24 protein-coding genes are annotated in these 24,267 nt (G+C 35.1%); 18 read left to right on the forward strand and 6 right to left on the reverse strand.

The window, feature by feature from the left end:
• Positions 1-92 precede the first annotated feature (92 nt).
• Together ACFQO1_RS09690 and ACFQO1_RS09695 are read left to right on the forward strand one after the other, a co-directional pair.
• Positions 93-893 (forward strand): energy transducer TonB, encoded by an 801-nt coding sequence (locus ACFQO1_RS09690; RefSeq protein ID WP_380217835.1) that lies wholly within the window; start codon positions 93-95, stop codon positions 891-893.
• Positions 894-989: 96 nt separating this feature from the next.
• The gene (locus ACFQO1_RS09695; protein ID WP_380217836.1) at positions 990-3,134 is read left to right on the forward strand and encodes a gliding motility protein RemB; all 2,145 of its coding nucleotides are present in this window, start codon (positions 990-992) and stop codon (positions 3,132-3,134) included.
• Here ACFQO1_RS09695 and ACFQO1_RS09700 read toward each other — a convergent pair.
• Complete coding sequence (locus tag ACFQO1_RS09700; RefSeq protein ID WP_380217837.1) at positions 3,131-4,114, reverse strand: MBL fold metallo-hydrolase; 984 nt, start codon at positions 4,112-4,114, stop codon at positions 3,131-3,133. The two genes, ACFQO1_RS09695 and ACFQO1_RS09700, sit on opposite strands and share 4 nt — an antisense overlap.
• A gap of 147 nt (positions 4,115-4,261) precedes the next feature.
• Between ACFQO1_RS09700 and cyoE the strand changes: the two genes are divergently transcribed.
• The 15 genes from cyoE (at position 4,262) to tsaB (ending at position 17,374) form a co-directional block, all read left to right on the forward strand.
• Complete coding sequence (gene cyoE, locus ACFQO1_RS09705; RefSeq protein ID WP_380217838.1) at positions 4,262-5,155, forward strand: heme o synthase; 894 nt, start codon at positions 4,262-4,264, stop codon at positions 5,153-5,155.
• Entirely contained in the window at positions 5,155-5,736 is a 582-nt protein-coding gene (locus ACFQO1_RS09710; protein WP_380217839.1) for a cytochrome c oxidase subunit 3, read from the forward strand. The genes cyoE and ACFQO1_RS09710 overlap by 1 nt, the downstream gene beginning before the upstream one ends.
• Before the next feature lie 44 nt (positions 5,737-5,780).
• Complete coding sequence (locus ACFQO1_RS09715) at positions 5,781-6,761, forward strand: cytochrome c oxidase subunit 3 (RefSeq protein ID WP_380217865.1); 981 nt, start codon at positions 5,781-5,783, stop codon at positions 6,759-6,761.
• Positions 6,762-6,777: 16 nt separating this feature from the next.
• Positions 6,778-7,164, forward strand: a complete 387-nt coding sequence (locus ACFQO1_RS09720; protein ID WP_380217840.1) for a cytochrome C oxidase subunit IV family protein — start codon at positions 6,778-6,780, stop codon at positions 7,162-7,164.
• Between the two features lie 125 nt (positions 7,165-7,289).
• On the forward strand, positions 7,290-7,940 hold the full coding sequence (locus ACFQO1_RS09725) for a hypothetical protein (RefSeq protein WP_380217841.1): 651 nt from the start codon (positions 7,290-7,292) through the stop codon (positions 7,938-7,940).
• Entirely contained in the window at positions 7,937-8,572 is a 636-nt protein-coding gene (locus tag ACFQO1_RS09730; protein ID WP_380217842.1) for an SCO family protein, read from the forward strand. Before ACFQO1_RS09725 ends, ACFQO1_RS09730 begins: the two co-directional genes overlap by 4 nt.
• A 1-nt stretch (position 8,573) precedes the next feature.
• A complete protein-coding gene (locus ACFQO1_RS09735; protein ID WP_380217843.1) occupies positions 8,574-9,095 on the forward strand; it encodes a DUF420 domain-containing protein in 522 nt (173 codons plus the stop codon).
• On the forward strand, positions 9,095-9,325 hold the full coding sequence (locus ACFQO1_RS09740) for a hypothetical protein (RefSeq protein WP_380217844.1): 231 nt from the start codon (positions 9,095-9,097) through the stop codon (positions 9,323-9,325). Before ACFQO1_RS09735 ends, ACFQO1_RS09740 begins: the two co-directional genes overlap by 1 nt.
• A 149-nt stretch (positions 9,326-9,474) precedes the next feature.
• Entirely contained in the window at positions 9,475-10,182 is a 708-nt protein-coding gene (locus ACFQO1_RS09745) for an ABC transporter ATP-binding protein (RefSeq protein WP_380217845.1), read from the forward strand.
• Entirely contained in the window at positions 10,175-11,419 is a 1,245-nt protein-coding gene (locus ACFQO1_RS09750) for an ABC transporter permease (protein WP_380217846.1), read from the forward strand. The genes ACFQO1_RS09745 and ACFQO1_RS09750 overlap by 8 nt, the downstream gene beginning before the upstream one ends.
• Position 11,420: 1 nt before the next feature.
• A complete protein-coding gene (locus ACFQO1_RS09755) occupies positions 11,421-12,680 on the forward strand; it encodes an ABC transporter permease (protein WP_380217847.1) in 1,260 nt (419 codons plus the stop codon).
• Between the two features lie 48 nt (positions 12,681-12,728).
• Complete coding sequence (locus ACFQO1_RS09760) at positions 12,729-13,889, forward strand: efflux RND transporter periplasmic adaptor subunit (RefSeq protein WP_380217849.1); 1,161 nt, start codon at positions 12,729-12,731, stop codon at positions 13,887-13,889.
• A 94-nt stretch (positions 13,890-13,983) separates the two neighbouring features.
• Positions 13,984-15,426, forward strand: coding sequence for a TolC family protein (locus ACFQO1_RS09765; protein WP_380217850.1), 1,443 nt, complete (start codon positions 13,984-13,986; stop codon positions 15,424-15,426).
• 2 nt (positions 15,427-15,428) lie between these two features.
• Positions 15,429-16,718, forward strand: a complete 1,290-nt coding sequence (locus tag ACFQO1_RS09770; RefSeq protein ID WP_380217851.1) for an efflux RND transporter periplasmic adaptor subunit — start codon at positions 15,429-15,431, stop codon at positions 16,716-16,718.
• Positions 16,718-17,374 (forward strand): tRNA (adenosine(37)-N6)-threonylcarbamoyltransferase complex dimerization subunit type 1 TsaB, encoded by a 657-nt coding sequence (gene tsaB, locus ACFQO1_RS09775; RefSeq protein WP_380217852.1) that lies wholly within the window; start codon positions 16,718-16,720, stop codon positions 17,372-17,374. Before ACFQO1_RS09770 ends, tsaB begins: the two co-directional genes overlap by 1 nt.
• A 2-nt stretch (positions 17,375-17,376) precedes the next feature.
• On the opposite strand, the gene ACFQO1_RS09780 is transcribed toward tsaB, so the two are convergent.
• The 5 genes from ACFQO1_RS09780 to ACFQO1_RS09800 all read right to left on the reverse strand — a co-directional run bounded on the left by ACFQO1_RS09780 (position 17,377) and on the right by ACFQO1_RS09800 (position 22,321).
• A complete protein-coding gene (locus tag ACFQO1_RS09780; RefSeq protein WP_380217854.1) occupies positions 17,377-18,075 on the reverse strand; it encodes a hypothetical protein in 699 nt (232 codons plus the stop codon).
• 7 nt (positions 18,076-18,082) lie between these two features.
• On the reverse strand, positions 18,083-18,934 hold the full coding sequence (locus ACFQO1_RS09785; RefSeq protein ID WP_380217855.1) for a mechanosensitive ion channel family protein: 852 nt from the start codon (positions 18,932-18,934) through the stop codon (positions 18,083-18,085).
• 4 nt (positions 18,935-18,938) lie between these two features.
• The gene (locus ACFQO1_RS09790; RefSeq protein ID WP_380217856.1) at positions 18,939-20,975 is read right to left on the reverse strand and encodes a thioredoxin domain-containing protein; all 2,037 of its coding nucleotides are present in this window, start codon (positions 20,973-20,975) and stop codon (positions 18,939-18,941) included.
• Positions 20,976-21,108: 133 nt separating this feature from the next.
• Positions 21,109-21,309: a dodecin family protein gene (locus ACFQO1_RS09795; RefSeq protein ID WP_380217857.1), complete on the reverse strand. Its 201-nt coding sequence runs from the start codon at positions 21,307-21,309 to the stop codon at positions 21,109-21,111.
• A 97-nt stretch (positions 21,310-21,406) separates the two neighbouring features.
• The gene (locus ACFQO1_RS09800; RefSeq protein WP_380217858.1) at positions 21,407-22,321 is read right to left on the reverse strand and encodes a NifU family protein; all 915 of its coding nucleotides are present in this window, start codon (positions 22,319-22,321) and stop codon (positions 21,407-21,409) included.
• A 75-nt stretch (positions 22,322-22,396) separates the two neighbouring features.
• Here ACFQO1_RS09800 and ACFQO1_RS09805 point away from each other — a divergent pair.
• Positions 22,397-24,267 (forward strand): CARDB domain-containing protein (locus ACFQO1_RS09805; RefSeq protein ID WP_380217859.1); only part of this gene is annotated, 1,871 nt, incomplete at its 3' end.

Here is a 24,267-nt window from a genome sequence, read left to right on the forward strand (position 1 = left end):
AACACTTTAATAAGCCTCCTCATACAAGGAGGCTTATTTTTTGGCATAACACTTGTAATTATAGGAATGTAGTAATTTTAAAATTCAATCCTATGAAAGCACAAGACAAAAATGGAACAGAAGTAACAACGACTGTCCGTAGTAAGAGACTAGATAAAAAAAGCATTAATATAAAGTCCAGAACTGTTCGCTATTTTCAATTTGGATTGTTGATTGGGTTGTTTGCCGTACTGCTGATTCTTGAGGCAAATATTGGTTTTACTACCAATAGTTATGCTGCTCCAAGAGATCTAAATTTAGAGGAGGAGCCTGGTTATGTCTTTACACTAGAGGAAAAACAGCCAATAGCTAAGGCTGAAAATCCAATAAAAAAGAGAGCTATACAGCGGCAAATAATTACTAATATCATTAAGACAAAAAAGGACAATACACCAATTGATGATAGTCAAATAACAACTACGGAAGTTACAAATAAGCCAATTGAACCAAAAAATACACCTTCTGTAGTGGCTACACCTTCAGTTTCAGATAAAACCGAGAGTATGATCAATGTGGAATTTGTTCCAGTATTTCCAGGTTGTGAAAAGTATTCTTCTAATAATGATAAAGTGTCTTGTATGTCTTCAAAAATTAATGCTTTTATAAGCAAAAAATTTAGAACCAATGATTTTGATCATTTAGAGAAGGGCGATATACATAAAATATATGTTCAATTCACAATTGATAAAAAAGGATTTGTAACAAATGTTAAAGCAAGAGCCTTAAACAAAAAACTTGAAGAGGAAGCAAAAAGAGTTATTTCTCAATTACCTATAATGGAAGCTGGTAAGCAAGGGAATACTTCCGTTAATGTAGCATATAGTATACCCATCACTTTTCAAGTAAGTAATTAATGTTATAAAAATCCGTTTTTAGAAATAAGGGCGGATTTTTTAATATAACAGAAACTTAAAAAACTGTATCTTTCCGCTATAAATATGACTATTTATATGAAAGTTTTTGCTGCTATTTTCTTCTTTCTATGTTTTACATCTTTGTATGCCCAACGCGATTCAGGATCTCTGGAAAAATATCCCGTGTTTCCTTCCTGTGAGGAAGCGGTAATAAATGCTATTGAAAATTGCTTTAATATCACCTTACTTCAGTTTATAAGAGATAATTTTAAAACGCCCGATATTGTTTCCGAAGAAAATTATAAGGGCAGTCTTACTGTATTTTTTGAAGTTGATAAAGAAGGAATGTTTAATGTGTTGTATGTAGATGCCTTTTACAATCAGCTAAAAGATGAAACCAAAAGAGTGTTTGGATTACTTCCTCAAGTTACCCCTGCAACCTATAGTGGAAATCCTACCTATATGCAATTTACTATGCCAATTGCTATTCCATTAAATAAAACTATTGTTGAAGGAGAAGGAGCTCAAGTAACTGCAGTTTCTGAAATAAAAAATGAAACACCAGCGGCGATACATACCACAACTCCTGTTACAATTGGAACGCTGCAAAATCCTTTTGAAGAATTTGAAGCAATAAAAAATCTGCCTTATCAAAATGAAGAATACAAAAGCAATATAAATATTCCATTATCTCATGAAATGTATACTCGTTTTGATCCTGCCCTCAACAGAGTAGGTCAAAACAATCATACGGCACAAAAACCATATATATACAGTGAAGTAAATAGGTATTATAATCTGGAAGAAGAAAATCAAAAACTACTTAAAAATAAATCTTCTTGGTTTGGCAGGAAGCTATGGAATGAACACATGGTTACTATTAAGGGAGATGAGTATTGGATTACAATAGATCCTGGAGTAGATCTTCAGGCAGGAAAAGATTTTGATGCAGAAATTGACACCTATAATAATACCCGTTTAGCTTATGCTCAGGGTGGATTAGGAAAAAATATTGGGTTTTTTACTGCTATCTATGAAAGTCAGGGTCGTTTTGCAGGATATTTTAATCGTTTTGCAGAATCTATTCGCCCAGATGGTGGAAACCCTGCTATTATACCAGGAAGGGGAATTGCAAAAGAATTTAGAGATGATTCATACGATTATCCTATAGCAACAGGACATGTTTCATTTACCCCTTCAAAGTACTTTAATATACAATTAGGCCACGGAAAGCAATTTATAGGAGATGGCTACCGCTCTTTATTTATGAGTGATAATGCAAGTCCGTATCCCTTTTTTAAGCTTAACACTACATTCTGGAAAATAAAATATACTAACACATGGATGTCGCTTAGAGATGTAAGATCTGCAGTGACTGAAGATGGAAGTTTCAGAACTAAATATATGGCTAATCACTATTTAAGTTACAACGTGACAAAGCGATTAAATATTGGGCTTTTTGAATCTGTGATCTGGCAGAATGATAATGACCGTGGGTTTGATTTTAATTATATAAATCCAGTTATATTTTATCGTGCAATTGAGTTTTCAACAGGATCGAGAGGAGGAAATGCGCTTATAGGGTTGAGTGCGAAGTATAAACTTTCAGATCAGATCAATGCGTATGGACAGCTTATTATCGATGAGTTTTCTTCGAGTGATGTTTTGGGTGGAGAAGGAAGTTTTAAAAATAAAACAGGTTATCAGCTCGGAGTGAAATATTACAATGCTTTTGGAGTTGACAATTTATACTTGCAGGCAGAATACAACAGGGTAAGACCGTATACCTATTCTCATAATACTGTTGTTTTAAATTATGGGCATAATAATCAGTCTTTAGCACATACGTTAGGAGCTAATTTTTCTGAATTTCTTGCAATTGTAAGATATAGGAATCATAGAATATTTGCCGATGCCAAAGTAGTACTTGCAAAAAGAGGTTTTGAATATAATACTACTGAAGATTCGTTCTTTTATGGTGGTGATATTTATGGTACTGAAGACGATAGAATTTCAGATTTAGGAAATGAATTGGCACAAGGAAACACTACTGATTTTTTTCATGCTGAAGTAGAAGCAGGGTACATAATTAATCCTGCTACCAATCTTAAATTCTATGGAAGTGTAATTTTTAGAGATTTTAAACCTCAACAAAATACCCAAGAAGTTTTTGAAAATCAAACTACTTGGGTAAATTTTGGAATTCGAACTGATTTATTTAATTGGTATTACGATTTTTAGTTTTTTTTATCCTCTTGTTTTCTTTTTGAATTAATTTTTTGTAATTCCATTAACTTTTTCTGCTTTTCATCGAAGCCTTCAACAATCTCATTATAAATAGTCCTCCTTATTTTTTCACTATTAATAAAGCCATTTCCGTAGCCTTGGTCATCATAATATTTCGTAATGTCTTCATTGGCTACTATTTCTTCTTCTGTTTTTCCTTTAGAAATTTCAATTTTTACTTTTGTTGAAATAGCATCCAGCATATTTTTTGTAGCAATAATATCTAAAGTAGTACCTAAAGGACCATGACCAGGAATGATTTGTGTTGTTTTATTAATAATCATTAACATTTTATCAAGCCCTTCCATATACCCTTCTAAAGTTCCACCACTTTCTATGTCGATAAATGGATATGTTTTATTTACAAAGGCATCTCCAGTATGCATAACATTTGTTTGTGGGAAATAAATAACAACATCTCCATTGGTATGAGCATTTGATACATGAAATGCAAATATTTCTTGGCTATCAAAATAAAGTTTCATGTTTTCGGAGAAAGTAATTACTGGCACTGCACTATAAGGTATCCCATCTCCTTTTCTCTTAACCATATTATTACGTACATTTTCATGTGCGATAATCTTGGTGCCTAGGGCAGCCATATTTTCATTCCCACCGGTATGGTCACCATGATGATGTGTATTAATTAAATAGGTAATAGGCTTATCACTAATTTTTTTGACTTCTTCAAGAATTTTTTCTGTAGAATCATCAAATTGATTGTCTACCATTAAAATTCCATTTTCACTTACGTGGAATCCAATATTTCCACCTTCACCGGTAATTATATAAGTGTTGCCAGAGACATTTCTGGCAGTAATTGTTTTTTTAGCTTTATCGAGCTCATTCTCTTTCGCTTCAGTAATAAAATCCTGTGCAAAAACATAATTTGATGAAATTAATCCAATGATTAATACTTTAAAAAAAATTTTCATAGTCTTATTTTTAATGAATGTGCAAAGTAGTAAAAAACAACAAATAAATTGGACTATATGTTGTGAAAAAACGACTTCGTAACATATCTTTGCACCACAAAAATCAGGTCTCATAATTTAGTGAGCTGTATAACAAAAATTTTCTTTTTGGCTGTTCCACAATCGCATACTGAAAAAGTTTCTGTAATTCGGAACTTTACCGATATCACTAAGATGCGGCTCTCGGTAAGTGTTGTCTTTTCCTCTGTTGCGGGATATCTCCTAGGATGTGAAACTATAGATTTTTATATACTATTATTGCTTACTATTGGAGGATATTGTATGGTTGGAGCTTCCAATGTGTTTAATCAGATCATTGAGCGTGATCTTGATGCTTTAATGGATCGTACAAAAAACAGACCTATTCCCGCGGGAAGAATGAGTGTTAGTAGTGCTTTTATTCTGGCTACATTATTAACCATTATTGGGATTTCAGTATTGTATGTTATAAATCCACAGACTGCAATGTTTGGAGCAATTTCCATCTTTATGTATGTAAGTTTATATACGCCTTTAAAAACAAAAACACCTTTAGCGGTCTTTGTAGGTGCTTTTCCAGGGGCTATTCCATTTATGTTAGGATGGGTCGCTGCTACCAATGATTTTGGAATTGAACCAGGGACATTATTTATGATACAGTTTTTTTGGCAATTTCCACACTTTTGGGCTATTGGATGGTTTCTATTCGACGATTATAAAAAAGGAGGGTTTTACATGCTACCCAACGGAAAGCGAGACCGTGGCACAGCAATACAGGTGTTGCTCTATTCGGTCTGGACAGTTTTAGCCTCATTAATTCCTGCTGTTGGCGTTACAGGAAGATTGTACATTACGCCAGTATCTGCCATTCTTATTGCAGGAATAGGTGTATGGTTACTGTATTATGCTTACCGCCTTTATAAAAAGCAAACAAATAAAGCTGCAAAACAACTTATGTTGGTTAGTGTAAGCTATATTACACTACTTCAAATTATTTATGTAGCCGATAAATTTATACGATAATGAATTATACCGAAGGTTCCGAAGAAATAAAACAAAATAGAGCAAAGAAAATGATGCTGTGGTTTGGTATCATAAGTCTTTCTATGAGCTTTGCAGGATTGACAAGTGCTTATGTAGTAAGTAAAGAACGTCCAGATTGGCTCACAGATTTTGAAATTCCACAAGCATTTTACATTAGTTTAGGAGTAATCATACTTAGTAGTGTAACCATACATCTTGCTAAAACGGCGATTCTAAAACAAAAAAATAAAGTGGGAATGCTATTTTTAGTGTCAACTCTTTTTTTAGGATTTTCATTTGTTTTGCTACAGTTTGTTGGCTTTAATCAGATAATTGAAAATGGCTACTATTTTACGGGTAGTGAGAGTACTATTACAACCTCATTTTTATATTTAGTTGTGTTAATGCACCTAGCCCACATTCTTGCTGGACTTATTTGTCTTTTAATTGTAATTTATAACCATTCTAAACAAAAATATAAGGGCGGTAAAACCCTTGGAATTGAACTTGCTGCGACTTTCTGGCACTTTGTTGATATTCTGTGGATTTACCTCTTTTTGTTTTTCTATTTTGTGAGATAAAAATTATCCCTATTTTTGTGCAAAATTTAACACCAACTACTTCTATGGAAGCAACTGTTGCTAAAACAGGTACTGAAGGAAAAACCTGGGGAGGCGGAAACAAACCTCTAAGAGCCAGCTACGGAAAAATGATGATGTGGTTCTTCATTGTTTCAGATGCCTTAACATTCTCTGGATTCCTTGCCTCTTACGGTTTCTCAAGATTCAAATTTATTGACCAGTGGCCAATCGCCGATGAGGTATTTACACACTTTCCATTTTTACACGGTGTAGATGCGCCCATGTATTATGTGGCGTTTATGACATTTATCCTTATTTTCTCTTCTGTAACTATGGTACTAGCTGTAGATGCAGGACATAAAATGCAAAAAAATAAGGTTATCCTTTATATGTTCCTAACGATTATTGGTGGTGCTATATTCGTAGGTTCTCAGGCTTGGGAATGGAATACTTTTATCAAAGGTGATTATGGAGCTGTTGAAACCAAAGGGGGAAAAATTCTTCAGTTTTTAAATACTGAAGGAGAACGCGTTGCGATTAAAGATTTTGCAATTCATATTCCTACTGCTAAAGAAACGCATCTAGAAAGCAATGGTGTTTGGTATGAAGCTGAAGGAACACAAACTACTTACAGTTTTGAAGAAGTGAAAGCTGGTTTCCTGGCAAATGATGACTTGCTAGTGAGAACTCAGTATTATGATGAAAATGGAAAACCAACTGTTTTAACGAGAGAAGCTTCCGAAGCAAAATTAATAAATGATGGAAAGCTAGTGGTTGAAGGAGCTAACCTGAAACATAACGAATACGGAACACCACTGTTTGCAGATTTCTTTTTCTTTATAACGGGATTTCACGGATTTCACGTACTATCAGGTGTGATCATTAACTGTATTATTTTCTTTAATGTTATTATTGGCACTTACGAACGTAGAGGACATTATGAAATGGTAGAGAAAGTAGGATTGTACTGGCACTTTGTAGATTTAGTTTGGGTATTTGTATTTACATTCTTTTACCTGGTTTAAAATATTTATTTAAAAAATGGCACATCACGAGCATAATTTAGCAATCTTCAGAGGGACAGTAAAGTTTAAATCAAACGTTGCTAAGATCTGGTTTGTTTTTGGATTCTTATCTGTAGTAACCATCATTGAAGTTGCTCTGGGGATCTATAAGCCAGCGTTCTTAACCGAAAATACGTTTATCGCAATGAAACTCCTTAATTGGATTTTCATCATTCTTACCATTGTAAAAGCATATTATATCACATGGGATTTTATGCACATGCGCGATGAAACCAAAGGATTGCGAAGAGCAGTTGTTTGGACAGCAATATTTCTAATCTGTTATTTAGTATTGATACTTTTGATTGAAGGAGATTATATCTATGAAGTGTATAAAAGCAATTATGTAAAGTTTAATTTCTAACTAAACTTTTTCTTAAAAAAATTTAAACCCAGACCTCATACGTCTGGGTTTTTTGTAAATAGCAGATAATTTCATTGGTAATACTGCTTTTCTGAAGTATTTTTGTAAAGAAAATTAAGCAGGTTATGCAAGTAAAAAAATACATTGTTCTAGGGATATTATTCGTATTGCCATTAACGATATACGTTTTCTTTGCTTCAGGGACAGACCTTTTTAAGCAGTTGCCTGTACTTACTGAAAATGTCAAAGAAACAACAGCTTTTACAACCTCAGAAGGAAAGCCTGTTATGTTGCATGATAAGATTACAGTGTTGAGTTTTTTAGGAACCGATCCTTTATCAAAAAAAGCCAACGCCTTTAATCTTACGCACAAGATTTATAATAAATATGCAGAATTTGAAGACTTTCAATTTGTAACTATAGTACCAGAAGGCACCGAAGCAGATGTAGCCATACTTAAAAATGAAATAAGTGAAATTGCAGACACAAAAAGATGGGTATTCGGTTTTGGAACTCCAGAAAATATTGACAGGTTGTTTTCTTCTCTTCAGACAGATTATATGTTAGCTTCAGATAGTAGTACACCATTCGTATTTATTATTGATAAAAACAAAAATTTACGTGGAAGAACCGATGATGATGATGTAGGCATCATGCAGGGATTTGATGCTAGAAATTATTCAGAAATAAACAATAAGATGGATGATGATGTGAAAGTGGTCTTGGCTGAGTACCGATTAGCACTGAAGAAAAACAACTCAAATAGACAAATATGAAAAAGACAAACTATTCGTATGTAGGGATTACATTTATCATATTGCTTTTTGGGATTTGGGCAGTTCCTAAAATTGTCGATTCTTTTGGTGAACCAGATCTTGCTACGATTGGAGAAGTGCCTGCATTTAGTTTCACCAATCAAGACGGTGAAACCATTACCAATGCAGATTATCACGAAAAAGTGTATGTGGTAGAATTTTTCTTTACCACCTGTCCCGACATTTGTCCTATTATGAATCAAAATATGGTGAAGATTCAGAATGAATTCTACGGAAACCCAAATCTTGGGATCGCATCTTTTAGTATTGATCCTACCTATGATACGCCAGAAGTTTTAAAAGATTATGCAGAAGCATACGAAATTACGAACCCGCATTGGCATTTGCTTACAGGTGAAAAATTTGATATCTACACGTTGGCAAACAAAGGATTTAATTTGTATGCTGGCGAAGTGCCAGGAACAGAAGATTCTGAAGCTTCTTTTGAACATTCAGGCTTTTTTGCATTAGTAGATCAGGAAGGAAATATTCGTTCACGCTATGATGAGAATGGAAATCCAATTATCTACTACGATGGATTAACGCAGGAGGGAATTACCATGATCATAGAAGACATTAAAAAATTATTATAATATGAGTGATGTTTCAGCAAAAAAATACAATGTCTGGATTTGGGTTTTAAGTATTATAATACCAATAGCTGTTGCGGTTTTGTTCACAGTGAGAATTCCTGGTGTGGAACGATTAGGATTTCTACCTCCAATCTATGCAAGTATAAATGGTCTAACGGCTATTTTATTGGTAGTTGCTTTGTTTCAGATAAAAAAAGGAAACATTCGAACTCATGAGCGTATCATGAAAACGTGCATTGTACTTTCAGCTTTGTTTTTGCTTATGTATGTGGCGTATCATATGACATCAGATTCAACTTCATACGGTGGTGAAGGTCCTTTACGATATGTTTACTTCTTTATACTTATAAGTCATATTCTGCTTTCGATCACTGTGATCCCTTTTGTTTTAATCACCTATGTTCGTGCCATTACGGGTCAGTTTCCGCAGCATAAAAAAATAGCACGTATTACATTTCCAATTTGGTTATATGTCGCAATTACTGGTGTGCTAGTTTACCTAATGATTTCCCCTTACTACTAATGAAACGAACTCCTATTTTTTTAAGTTTAGTAGTACTGCTTGTAATCCTACCTGCAGAAGCTCAATGTGCGATGTGCCGTGCAGTACTTGAAAGTGAAGAAGGAGGTCAAGCGGCAAAAGGAATTAACAATGGTATTATGTATTTAATGTTAATGCCCTATCTTTTGGTTGGTGGGGTTGGATACGTAATTTATAGAATGCGTAAAAAAGCAAAACAAGAAGAATCTTAACAATATCTTCACATTTTAACTGTAACTCATTTTAGTTTTTAGAGTCTTGTACTGTAAGACTTTCAAAAACCTGAATCCCCTAAGTCTTAACATCAATTTCACATTATTGCAGTAAGTAAGCTGTTATTTTGTAACCCATATTTTTTACTATGATTGAGATCAAAGACTTACACAAATCCTATCAAATGGGAGCAAATTCGCTTCATGTTTTAAAGGGAATTAATTTTACTGTTGCTGAAGGTGAAATGGTTTCAATTATGGGTTCCTCTGGCTCAGGTAAATCCACACTTCTCAATATCTTAGGAATGCTCGATGAAGCAGATAGCGGAAGTTACACCCTAGACAATAAGCCTATTAAAAACCTGAATGAAAAAATTGCCGCCAAATATAGAAATCAGTTTCTCGGATTCATCTTTCAGTCTTTTAATCTTATTAATTATAAGTCTGCACTCGATAATGTAGCCATGCCTCTTTATTATCAAGGGGTAAAGCGTAGTTTACGAATTGAAAAAGCAATGCATTATCTTGATAAAGTAGGTCTTGCAGATTGGGCTTCCCATCTTCCCAGTGAGCTTTCTGGAGGTCAAAAGCAACGTGTGGCAATTGCCAGAGCATTGGCAAGTGACCCTAAAGTATTGTTAGCAGATGAGCCAACAGGAGCTCTGGATACAAAAACATCTTATGGTGTGATGGAGCTTATACAAGGAATAAATGATGAAGGAAAAACTATAATAGTGGTAACGCATGAAGATGATATTGCTCACATGACTAAAAGAATTGTAAATCTGAAAGATGGAATTATTATAGACGATTCTAAAGTTTCGCAAGTAAGTGCTAAAGCAAAATTACATGTTTGATATAGAAAGTTGGCAGGAGATTTTTGAAACGATGCGTAAGAATTTACTACAAACAATTCTTACCATGGTATCTGTATTTTCGGGCATTTTTATTCTTGTCATTTTATTAGGTTTTAGTACAGGAATTCAAAAGGGTGTAAAAACACAGTTTGAGCAGGATGCTACTAATCGCATTTCAGTCAATACAAGAGTTACTACAAAACAATATAAAGGATTGAACCCTGGACGATATATTCAGTTACGAAATGAAGACTTTAATGAAATAAACAGAAAGTATGAAGACGACATAGAATATAAAACATCCATCTATAATATTTGGGGAAGTCAAATTACTTATAATAATGAATCAGGAAATTATAGATTAGAAGGTGTGTATCCAGATCAGCAAAACATTGAGAATGCAAGTTTGACTTCGGGGCGTTTTTTAAGTGTAGATGATCTAAATGCTTCAAGAAAGGTTGCGGTTATTGGCTATCAAATTCAAAAAGATCTATTTAAAGGAAAGCCTGCGGTGGGAGAAATGATCTCCATCTTCGGAATTCAATTCAAGGTTGTTGGGGTATTTTCAGACCCTGGAGGAGAACGAGAAGAAACCCGTGTTTTTATTCCATTAAGTACATCACAAGTTGCATTTAACGGAGGTGACAAGATACGCTCGTTAGCGTATACCGTTAAAATGAGTGATAATTTTGATGAAGCAGTGGCTCTTTCCGAAGCCATGTCTCAAGGTTTTGAACAAGACATCAAAGCTAAGTATAGTGTGCACCCAGAAGATCGAGCAGCCGTTCAGGTTCGCAACACACTAGAACAGGCAAAACAGATCTATAGCCTAATAGACACCATTCGAAATGTATTCTGGTTTATAGGTATAGGAACAATCATTGCAGGCGTTGTGGGGGTAAGTAATATCATGCTCATTGTAGTTAAAGAACGTACTAAAGAAATTGGGATTCGTAAAGCCATAGGTGCTCTGCCTAGTTCTATCATTATGATGATCTTACAGGAATCAATATTTATTACTGCTGTTGCTGGATTTTTCGGATTATTTGTTGGGGTTATTTTGCTTCAAATTGTAAGTCCTTTGGTAAATAATGATTTTATAAAAGCACCACAGGTAGATTTTACAACTGCCATGACCACTGTCATTATATTAATTGTAGCAGGAGGCCTTGCAGGATATATTCCTGCGCGAAGAGCTGCAAGAATTAAACCTATTGAAGCTTTAAGAGACGAGTAATATGTTTAACAGAGACCGTTGGAACGAAATAGTAGAGGCGCTGAATGCAAATAGATTCAGAACGTTGCTAACTGCTTTTGGCGTTTTCTGGGGGATCATGATACTTGTTTTATTATTAGCACTTACTAATGGGTTGAGGAATGGTGTGAGCAAAGATTTTGGTGATTTTGCAACCAATTCTATGTTTATGTGGGGACAAGGAACTTCCATTCCTTATAAGGGACTTCCTAAAGGTAGGCGCGTTCAGTTTAAAATTCAGGATGTAGCTGTGCTTAAGGAGAGAATTCCGCAGTTAAAATATGTATCCCCAAGAAATCAATTGGGAGGGTATCAGGGGGCAAATAATGTAACCAGAAATGAAAAAACGGGCGCTTTTACCGTAAATGGAGACTATCCTGAATATATTTTGCAGCAGCCCATGGATATCAATGCCGGTAGGTTTATGAGCTATTCAGATATTGATGCAAAACGAAAAGTGGTGGTGATAGGCAAAGGAGTTGTTGATGCGTTGTACGATATAGGAGAAGAGGTAGTGGGCTCCTATTTAAAAATAAACGGAGTGAACTTTATGGTGATAGGGACATTTAGTTTGCCCAACAGTAATGGGGATAGTGAGGAAGAAGCAAACAGTATCTATGTTCCTTTTACAACATTTTCGCAGGTATTTAACAGAGGTGAAGATGTAGGCTGGATGGCTATTACTGCGGAAGATGAAACAAGCATAACAACACTTATCCCTACGATTATGGAGATCATGCGAGAGCAGCGCGGCATTCATCCCAACGATCAGCGAGCTATTGGTAATTTTGATAGAGCTGAAGCCTTCGGAAAGATTACAGGGCTCTTTGATATTCTCACTTTTGTAGGATATTTTGTGGGAGCTTTGATTTTGCTCTCAGGGGTTATTGGAATTAGTAATATCATGCTTATTGTAGTAAAAGAAAGAACGAAGGAGATTGGGGTGCGAAGAGCCTTAGGTGCAACTCCGTGGAGCATCAGAGTTCAAATCTTACAGGAATCGTTGGTATTGACAATTATTTCGGGAATGGTTGGCATTGCAGTCGCCGCTGGAGGTATTTGGGTCATGAACTATTTTACAAACTTAAATGGTCCGGTAGAAAATTTTGCAAATCCTTCAGTAAATATCATTGTAGTCGGTATCGCATTACTCATTTTAGTCATATCAGGAATATTGGCAGGATTAATTCCAGCTACGCGTGCTACAAAAATGAAACCCGTGGACGCATTAAGAACAGATTAATACAATAATTAACTATTAAAAATTCCGAAGTGAATCGGATATAACATTATGAAAAGAACAGGAACCGTCATTGTTTTAGTACTTATACTCATATCTTTTTTAGGAGGGATATGGTACATCTGGTCCAAAGATCAGGCAGATCCGGTAATCTATGAAACTGAAACTCCAAGCAAGCAGACTATTGTTAGAAAAACAGTAGCTACAGGTAGTATTGTGCCTAAAGAAGAAGTGCTCATTAAACCTAATATTTCTGGAATTATCGATGAGATTTTTGTGGAAGCTGGGGATGTGATTAAAGCTGGAGATCTTATAGCAAAAGTAAAAGTGGTCCCTAATGTTAGTTCTTTAAGTAGTGCTAGAAATAATATTAATAGTGCACGGACTCAAGTGGAAACAGCACGTCTTGCGCTGGAAAGTCAACGAAGCATTTACAATCGTCAAAAGGGACTCTTCGATAAAGGTGTAATTTCGGCTAACGAGTTTGATCAAGCGCAACTTTCTTTTGATCAAGCGCAACAGCGATACAATCAAGAGAAAGTTAATTTAGGTGGAGCTCAGCAAACTTTTGATATTGTAAAAACTGGTACTGCCAGCGGATTGGGAGCTTCAGCAAATACAGAAATTAGAGCGACAGTGGCAGGTATGGTTTTGGATGTTCCTGTAAAAACTGGGAATCAAGTCATCGAATCTAATAATTTTAATGACGGTACAACTATAGCGACGTTAGCCGATGTAGATAAAATGATTTTTGAAGGCAAAGTGGATGAAAGTGAAGTTGGAAAAATTACAGAAAATCTCCCCTTAGAGATTACCGTAGGAGCCATCGAAAATAAAAAGTTTGATGCAGTATTAGATTATATAGCGCCAAAAGGAGTGAGTGAAAATGGGGCTATACAATTTGCAATTAAAGGAAGTCTTTCTAAACAGGATACTACATTTATAAGAGCAGGATTGAGTGCCAATGCTTCCATTATTCTGGCAAAAGCTGAAGATGTGTTAGCGATAAAAGAAGCATTAGTTCAATACGATCCTAAAACACAACAGCCTTTTGTAGAAGTTGCAATAGGAGATCAAGAATTTGAACGGCGTGATGTTACCTTAGGAGTAAGCGATGGGTTACAAGTAGAGGTTTTAAGTGGGGTTTCAGAAAATGATAAAATCAAAGTTTGGAACCAGTTAAAGCCTGCTCCTTCTTTTGGAGGGAGATAATTTTTTAAAATAATCTGTAACACTTTCAAGAAACACAAGACCTATGCACCAACAATCAAAAAGATACCCAGCCAATAGCAACTGGATCACAATTATGAAAAAAATAGTTTCGGTTTTAATTCTCTTAGTAACGATCACGCAAGTGAGTGCTCAAAAAAAATGGACACTGGTAGAGTGTGTGCAGTATGCACTAGAAAATAATATATCCATAAAACAAAGTGAACTGGATGTAGAAGCAACCGAAGCGGATAAACTAAGTGCTATAGGTAATTTTATTCCGTCGTTAAGTTTAGGAGCGGGTGTTTCTGAAAATACGGGACTAAGTTTTAACCCAGTTACCAACAATGCACAAACCACAACATTTTTATCGGCTACTGGACGTATCAATGTTGGGTACACATTGTTCGATGGGTTACGTAATTTAAGAGAAGTACAAAGGGCAGAGTTGTCTCAGCTCGCATCACTATACCGCCTTGATAAAATGAAGGATGATATTTCACTATTTGTAGCAAATTCCTATCTTCAAGTATTACTGAACAAAGCAAATCTTGAAGTAGCACAATCTCAAAATGAAGTAACCTTAGCTCAAATAGAAAGAACTCAAAACCTTGTCGATGCTGGTACACTACCTAGGGGTGATTTGTTGGAAATTCAAGCTACCAACTCTTTAGAATTACGAAATATAGCGCAAACCCAAAATGCAGTGCGGGTTTCATTGATTAGCCTCGCACAACTTTTATTAATTAAGGATTACGAAAATTTTGATATTGTTGACGAAGGGTATGAGGTGATAAATCAGGAAATGTTGCTAAAGCCAGTTGACGAAATCATAAATGCAGCCGAAGAAAACAGAAATGAGGTAAAGATTGCAGAAAGCAATGTAGAATTGGCAGAAAAAGACCTTCAGTTATCCAAAGGGGCTTATTATCCTACCTTATCTGCATTTTTTAGCTACGATACTAGGTATACAGATGCGACGTCATTTTCTCAAGAATTAGATCCAGACAACCCTTTTACAATTCAAGATATTGGGACTGTTGAAGCAACGGGTCAAAATGTAATAGGACAATCACCAAATTTTGTAACGAGTGTCGTAGGGGCAGATCCTTTTATAGACCAATTGTATCAAAATGATGGTATTGCGTACGGATTAAATTTGAATATTCCAGTTTTAAATGGTTTTGTAGTACGTAGTAATGTAAAAAGAAGTCAAATTAATGTAGAGCGCACAAGATATCAATTAGAGCAGGCAAAGCTAGATCTTGAATCTAATGTTTATCAGGCTTATGTGGATGCTCAAGGTGCTTTAAAAGCTTTTGAAGCTGCACAGGCTGCCATTGAATCGCAAGAGTTAGCCTATGAGTACGCAAAAGAGCGATACGATGTGGGCTTAACTAATGCATTTGATTTTAGCCAATCAAAACTTCGTTACGATAATGCACGAATAGAGTTAAATCGTGCAAAATATGATTATATTTTTAAACTGAAAGTATTGGAGCTCTATTTTGGAGTTAATCCAACAGAATTAAAGTTTTAAGCATGAAAAAAAAGACACTTATTTGGGTAGTTGTAATTGCCGTTGTATTGATAATTGCTTTATTAGGCGCACATAGTGCTGGAATGATTGGCAGTAAACAAACTGGGAAAGAGGTAGAAGTAACTACTATTGCACCCATTAAAATTGTTGAAACGGTTGCGGCTACTGGAAAAATTCAACCAGAAGTAGAGGTAAGCCTTTCTTCTGAAGTTTCAGGAGAAATTATTGACCTACCCGTTAAAGAGGGTCAAGAAGTCAAAAAAGGAGACCTGCTCGTTAAGATCAATCCAGATTTAATTCAGGCAGCATTAAGTCAGTCGCAAGCAGGCTTACAGAATGTACGTGCTCAACTTTCACAAGCCGAAGCTAGCTTGAAAAACGCTAAGGCCAACTACGATAGAAACAAAACATTGTTTGAAAAAGGAGTTATCTCTAAATCTGAATGGGATCGTTCTATTGCAGAATATGAAGGAGCTCAAGCTGGGAAGCAGTCTGCGTATTACAATGTGCAAAGTGCTGCAGCTAATGTAAAGCAAACTCGAGATAATTTGTCACGTACCTCTATTTATGCACCTATGGATGGTACTATTTCAATGCTAGCAGTAGAATTGGGAGAACGTGTAGTAGGAACTGCTCAAATGGCAGGTACAGAAATTATTCGGGTAGCTAACTTAAATAACATGGAGGTTGAAGTAGATGTTAATGAAAATGATATTGTAAAATTAGCATTGGGAGATTCTACTATTGTTGAAGTAGATGCTTATTTGAAAAGAGAATTTAAAGGAATTGTGACCGAAATTGCAAACTCTGCTCAAAGTACGTTGACTGCAGATCAGGTGACAAATTTTAAAGTAAAGGTTAGAATTTTACCAGAGTCGTACGCAGATCTTACCGAAGGAAAGCCGGAAAGTTACTCTCCTTTTAGACCTGGAATGACAGCTACGGTTGATATTATTACAAATAAAAAGGAAGACGTGATAGGAGTGCCTATAAGCGCTATTGTGATTAAAAATGATACTTCCAGTACCCGAAAAGCAGGAAGAGAGAAAATTGACATCAATGATGAGAAATTTGAATGTGTATTTGTAAACGATGGAGGGAAAGCTAAGTTACGAGTGGTGACTACAGGAATTCAGGATGATTCAAATATTGAAATTAAAACAGGATTACAAGAGGGTGACGTGGTTATTACAGGGCCTTATAATACGGTTACAAAGAGCCTTCAAACAGGAGACTTAATTGATACTGAAAAGAAAGATAAAAAGGTTACACAAGAAGAAAACGAAGAATAATGGCAACTATTTTGTGCCTTGAAACAGCAACTACAAATTGTTCAGTAACGCTTTCGATAGACGGAAGCGTTATTGCATTTAGAGAAGATGACAGTGCAGGATATTCGCATGCCGAAAAGTTACACGTATTTATAGCCGATGTTTTAAAAGAAGCTTCCGTCACTATGGAAAATCTCGATGCTATCGCGGTAAGTAAGGGTCCTGGCTCTTATACTGGATTGCGTATTGGAGTTTCGGCTGCCAAAGGATTGTGTTATGCGCTTGATATTCCTTTAATTTCAATTCCTACATTAACTCTTCTTGCTGAAAAAGTTTCAGAAAAAGGAATCATTATTCCTATGATTGATGCACGTAGGATGGAAGTGTATTCGGCTGTTTTTTCTTCAGAAAGAAAACAAATTCGTGAAACAAAGGCCGAAATTTTAACTGAAACATCCTTCAAAGAATATGCTTCCGAAGCAAAAATAATTTGTATTGGAAATGGAGTGACAAAGTTTAAAGAAATTTGTCAATGGACTACTGTTGTTTTTATGGAAAACATTCAACCTTCTTCAAAAGAGATGGCACTAATAGCAGAAAACAAGTACAAAAAAAACGACACCGAAGATGTCGCTTATTTTGAGCCTTATTACCTTAAAGATTTTAAGGTAGGGTAGCTCTAAATCGAATTTGCAAAACGAATCAACTTTTGCAGATCAGAATTCTGATCAAAATCTACATCGTTAGATTTAAGGTATTTTTTTACTTTGTCAGAATTCTTTTCAAAAAGCTTATAAGCTCTTCTGCCTTCAGGCATTTCTTCAAAAACTCCACTTTCTCCTCTTAAATATAGTTTGGAAGAAAGCTCTAAAGTAGGTTCTCTTCTCTCATCATAATCAGTTTTAGGAATTATTCTAGGCAAAAATCTAATACTGTATTTTCTGTAGAGACTAAATTTGTCGCCAGCTTCTATTTCTTCTAAGTAAGAGCCATAGGAGTCTATATTAAAAGTTGGAAAAAACTTATATTTTTTTGTAGCAATTTCTACATAAACATCTCTTTGTTTTACTAAAGCTCCATAAAATCCTTTTTCTTTAACAAGTCTAGGGTCTTTCATTTCAATTTGGTCATCAAAAATATTATAACGTAATAATACATTGTCCTCTACTATGGAGTCTTTGTAAAAAATAGTACCAGCCAGAAAATCATCATTAAGATATCTTGACCCTACAAGGATTTCTTCTTCGTTTCCATTATAGTCTATGACTTGTTCATCCATCATTCTTTTCAGGTTAAATAATACGCTTCCTCTAACTCTTTGCCCTAACATAGGGGTTGCTAGTAGTATAGCGAATAACAGTAAGAATATTTTTTTCATTTTTTTATTATTTATTTTTTTGTTGATATTCTAAATTATAGTGATGTACATCACGTTGTGGAAAGGGTATCACAATACCCGCTGCTTCAAGTCTACTTTTCCCTTCTTCTAAAGTGAACCATCGTATGTTCCAGAAATCTTCTATTTTACTCCAGTACCTAAGGGATAAATTAACCGAACTGTCTGCTAGTTCACTTACAACAACCATAGGCATTTTATCTTCAATTTTTAAAACTGTTTCCTGTTCCATAACTAAATTAAGTAAAATATCCTTGGCCTCTTTTATATTACTATCATAACTTATGCCAAAAGTAAGTGCCTCACGACGCAATCCTTCTTCTGTGAAGTTTATTATGTTGTCGTTGGATAGTTTTCCATTTGGAATAACAGCCAATTGGTTTCCAAAGGTTGTAAGCTTTGTATTAAAAATAGAAATTTCTTTTACAGTACCTTCAACACCTTGCGCTTTTATAAAATGACCTACCTTAAAAGGTTTTAATAGTAATATAAGTACTCCACCAGCAAAATTAGCAAGAGAGCCTTGTAATGCCAGACCAATAGCAAGTCCTGCTGCACCAATAATAGCAACTAGCGAAGCAGATTCTACGCCTAGTTGTGTAATGACTAAAACAAAAAGAACAATCTTAAGGCCCCAGCCTATAAGACTTCCTATAAATTTTTCCAAAGTAGGATCGTAATCTTTTTTTGTAAAAAACTTATTTACAAGCTTATTGATCATCCTTATAACCCATAAGCCTATAAATAATAAGAGAATAGCTCCTATAAAGTTGGGTAAAAAGTCAATTAATTTCTGTCCGTATTTGTCAATATAAAGATCTAAGTCTTTAAATTTTTCCATGTATTTATTGTATTAATTTTAGTGCTGCTGAAACTTCTTTTACGGGTAATTTACACGTGTTATTGACGCATACATAAATTAACGTCTGTCCTTCAATATAGCGGCCTTCCAATAAATATGCATCATCTTTAGTAGTGCTCCCAGCAACTAATTTATTTGGAATATATGTTTTATTGATCTCATTTATTTTTTCTGAAGCTTCTGGTCCTACAACGACAACTTCATAAAATTTTGACTGATAATTCGCCAAAAGATCCAGCCAGTTAGAAAATCCTGTAGGATATTGCTGCATTTCTTTTTCAACATTTTTAAGCATTTGTTGTGCTGTTTCTCCAAACCTTGGACTGTCAAAGTAGTGTGAAAGTTTAAAGAGGTTTTTTGCCATCATAGAATTTGACGCCGGGATTACATTATCACGATATTCAAATGTACGTGTCATAAGCGCTGCATCCTCTTTTGAAGTAAAATAAAACATTCCTTTTTCTTCATCGAAAAAATGCTCGAAGCTATATTCTGTAAGATTTTTTGCAGTGTCCAACCATTGCTGGTCTAAGGTAACCTCATACAAAGCGATGTAAGCTTCAATAACAGCCGAATAATCCTCTAAATATCCATTAATAGTGCTTTTTCCATCTTTATAAGTATGATATAAAGCACCGCTTTTCTGAAGTTGATTTTCTGAAATGAAACGAGCATTTTTTAATGCAGCTTCTAAATACTTTGGAGAACCCAAAGCTTTATATGCATCTACATATCCTTTAATCATAAGCCCATTCCATGAGGTTAATGTTTTATCATCCAGTCTTGGTCTAGGTCTTTCGTTTCGGTAGTCCAAAAGTGTTTGTTTCCATTTTAATTTTTTCTTCTGAAGCGTTTCTGTTGCAACTGAAAATTCTTCAGCGATCTCCTCGTCACTCTTAGTGCGTATCAAAACATACAAGTTATTTTCCCACTTTCCGAAGTCATTGACATTATAGTAGCTTTCAAATAATGGGTAATCATCTTTTAAAAGGCCTTTCAGTTCTTCTTGAGTATAGGTATAATAAGTTCCTTCTTCTAATTCTCCACTTTCAGTTTTGCTATCTGCATCTAAAGAGGAATAAAAAGCGCCCTCATTATTGGTTAATTCTGCAGCTACAAACTCAAGTGTTTCAGTAACTATATCCTTGTATAAGGGCTTTTTGGTTGCCAAATAAGCGTCACTATATAAACTTACTAATTGAGCATTATCGTACAACATTTTCTCAAAATGTGGTACATGCCATTTGATATCGACACTATATCTTGAAAATCCGCCCCCAATCTGATCATAAATTCCTCCATAGGCCATTTTATCTAATGTCAACAGAACATTATCCAATAATTTTTGGTCCTTGTTTTGTGTAGCATGCCTTAGTAAATATTGATAATTGGAAGGCATCATAAATTTTGGTGCTCGTTTAGGCCCACCATATAATGTGTCAGTATTTTCCTGCCATGTTTTTATAATTTCATGGATAGGATAGCTAGAAAAATCAACATCATTTGTATTGAGCGTAATAAGATCCATACTTTTAATGCCTTCTTCAAGTTGTGTTGCGTACGCTTCTAGTCTTTCTGGTTCAGAAGTATAAATATTCTGTACTTGTTCTAATGCATCAATCCATTGTTCTTTTTTCATATAGGTTGCTCCAAATACTGGACGACCATCTGGAAGCGTAATGACATTTAGGGGCCAACCTGCGCTTCCAGTCATAAGCTGAACTGCATTGATATAAATTTGGTCTACATCAGGTCTTTCTTCTCTATCTACTTTAACTGAAATAAAATTTTTATTCATTACCGAAGCAACGATAGAATCTTCAAAACTTTCATGTTCCATTACGTGACACCAATGACAAGCTGCATAACCAATACTTATTACCATTAATTTATTTTCAGTCTTTGCTTTTTCAAGTGTAGCTGCATTCCACGCACGCCAATCTACAGGATTGTGCGCATGCTGAAGCAAGTAAGGACTGGTTTCATTAATGAGTTCATTGGTGTATAAATGTTCTTGCACAGTTTCTTTATTTGAAGAATTACAGGATATTAATACAAGTAAAATGAGAAGAGATGTAATTAATTTCATGAGAAAATAAAAAAAACACGCTTTTAAATTTTATTTTAAAAGCGGTTCTATTTGTTTGGTTGTTTTATTTTACTTCAAAAGTTATTTTCGCATTTACTCTGTATTCTGTGACATTGTCACCTTCAACAATTGCACTCTGCTCATTAATATAGACTGAACGAATATTTTTCACGCTTTTAGCTGCATGTTTCACTGCATTATTGGTAGCATCTTCCCAACTTTTATTAGAGTTTGCTAATATTTCGATTACTTTTAAAACTGCCATACTATTAAATTTTAAATGATTATTTAGAAATGCTCAATATACTGGTTTCTAGCTCATTTTTCTCTCAAAAATCGTTAAACCTTTATCAAACTTTAGCTTACCCATTAATGGCTACTACATTTTGTACTCGACCTTGCAACATGTCTTTGAGCATGGTTTCAATTCCGTTTTTTAAGGTTACTGTCGAAGAAGGGCATCCACTGCATGCTCCCTGAAGAATCACTCGCACGGTTTTGGTGTTTTCGTCAAAAGATTCAAAAGCAATATGTCCTCCATCACTTGCTACGGCAGGCTTTACATATTCTTCTAATATGGCTATAATTTCTTTATCAATATCTTTGAGATCTTTTTCTAAAATGGATTCAGAAGAATTTTCAACTTTTTCTGAAGCGGTTTTGGTTGTTAGAATAGCGTCTTCAAGTAGCTTGTTTCCATCCTCAATGTAGCTTCTAATAAACTCACGCAATTCCATAGAGATTTCATTCCATTCAGCTATATTATATTTGGTTACTGAAATATAGTTAGCACTCATAAAGACCTCTTTTACAAAAGGAAAATTAAAAAGCGCCTTTGCAATAGGAGCATGTTGAGTGTCGTCGATACTTTTAAATTCGAAAGTACCAGTCACCAATTCTTTGTTGGCAACAAATTTTAAAACCGAAGGATTTGGTGTGGTTTCAGCATATACCGTCACGGGGATTTTTTTTGAATCTACAGTATTTGTTATAACAGGTTGTCCGCTTTTTAGATATTCTTCTATGGCTTCTGAAACCTCTTCCTGCACCTCTTCCCATGTTACAATATTGTATTTTTCAATAGCAATAAAATTCTGAGAAATGTACACAGTTTTTACAAACGGAAGGTAGAAAAGTTGCTGTGCAAGGGTGCTGTCCTTAGCCTCATCAATATTTTTAAACTCGTAGCTTTTTGCCTGAGTTAAAAAGGTATTGGCAATAAACTTTACAATGTTTTCGTTGTTAGTGGATTGAACGGTAATGTTAAAATCTGACATGCAGTGCTTTTTTTTGCAAAAATATGAAAACAAAAGCAATGTATTCAATATATTTGGCACCATTACAACCTACGCATGCATAAAATTTTACTCCTCATTTTAGTAGTTGTTAGTACCCAGCTTTCAGCACAGCAAATTCAATTATTTGAACAGTTTAATGGGAGGTATGATTACACTGCTTTTGGAAATACATTAAACAGTGAAGAAAATGGAGTTGCCTCCAATTGTACTATTTTAACACAAAGCAGCGCTACATTCACGCTAGCTGGTTCTCAAACACTTATAGCTGCGCGATTGTATTGGTCAGGATCTGGCACTGGAGATTTTGACGTGTCTCTCAACGGAACACCAGTTTCTGCTTCAAGAACTTTTGGGCTTACCAGCGGACAAGGTTTACAATATTTTTCTGCCTATGCAGACGTTACGTCTATTCTTCAGAATAACGGACAAGGCGTTTATACATTATCCGATTTAGATTTAACAGGTGTTATTGGAGCCTACTGTGGCAATACAACTAATTATGGAGGCTGGGCAATCATGGTGATATACGAAGACCCTTCTTTAACCTTAAATCAAATAAGCCTGTTTGATGGTCTGGAGTCAGTTTCGGCAGACAATCCTTCACTAAGTATTGTCATAGATAATATTGATGTTGCCAGTCAGGATCTTGCTAAAATTGGCTTTTTAGCATGGGAGGGTGATCAAGGATTAGCAAATAATGAGACCCTTAGAATAAATGGAACTTTAATTGGAAATCCCCCATTGAATCCCGATGATAATGCCTTTAACGGCACGAATAGTTATACCAATTCTCCAGATCTATATAATATGGATCTCGACTTCTTTGATATAATGAACTTGATTATGGTGGGAGATACAAGTGCGACTATTGAGCTCACATCAGATCAAGATTTTGTAATGGTAAATAATATTATAACTTCCATTAATTCTGAAAATCCTGATGCTACCATTGTGATCGATAACCTTGGCGTACTTTGCGAGAACAATGATATTGATGTAAACTATACTGTTTCAAATTTTAATAGTACGTCGCTTCTTCCTGCCAATACACCTATTGCTATTTATTTAAATGCCACACTTGTTGCACAAACTATGACCATGGCAGATATTCCTATTGGTGGTTCCGAAAGCGGATTTGTTACCTTAAACCTTCCTCCAGGGACTACTCCAAACAACTTTAATCTTATAGCTGTAGTAGATGACGATGGAACAGGTGCAGGTATCATAAATGAAACAGACGAAACAAATAACGAATTTATCTTACCCGTTGATCTGTCTATGCAGGGCCTTGATTTAGGACCAGACAGATTTCCATGTATTGGTTCTCAAACTATTTTAGGCATGCCTCTAGGACCAAGGTTTACCTACCAGTGGTTTTTAAATAATACAATAATTAATGGCGCTACAGGAGCAACTTTTTCACCTTCAGTAGATGGTACATATAAATTAGAAGCGCGGAATGGGATTTGTTTTGTTGAAGATGAAGTTGAGGTTACGTTTCAACCTAATCCTGTAGCAGCAATACCAGATGATTTATTTGAATGTGATGATACCCCTAATGATGGGTTTGCTGAATTTGATCTTACCCAGAGGGATGCTCAGATACAAAATGGTGCCACGGGGACAATGGTTATTTATTATATAAACGAAAATGATGCAGAAGATGGAAATGCTAATTCTATTCCAAATCCTACGACTTTTGTTAATACTGTTATTGGAGTCCAAACTATTTATGCTCGACTAGAAGAAAGTAGTTTTATGTGCGGTGATGTTGTTCCATTAACTTTAAGAGTCTTTAATTCCCCAGAGATAGAGGATCCTATTATGGATTATGTTGAGTGTGATAATGATGGGGATGGCAGTGAGGTATTTGATTTGACTTCTAAGGATTTGGAGATTTTGGATGGATTGGTAGGAGTTACCCT

The sequence above is a fragment of the Jejudonia soesokkakensis genome, from assembly GCF_042664795.1.
In the GTDB taxonomy this organism is placed as follows: domain Bacteria; phylum Bacteroidota; class Bacteroidia; order Flavobacteriales; family Flavobacteriaceae; genus Jejudonia; species Jejudonia soesokkakensis.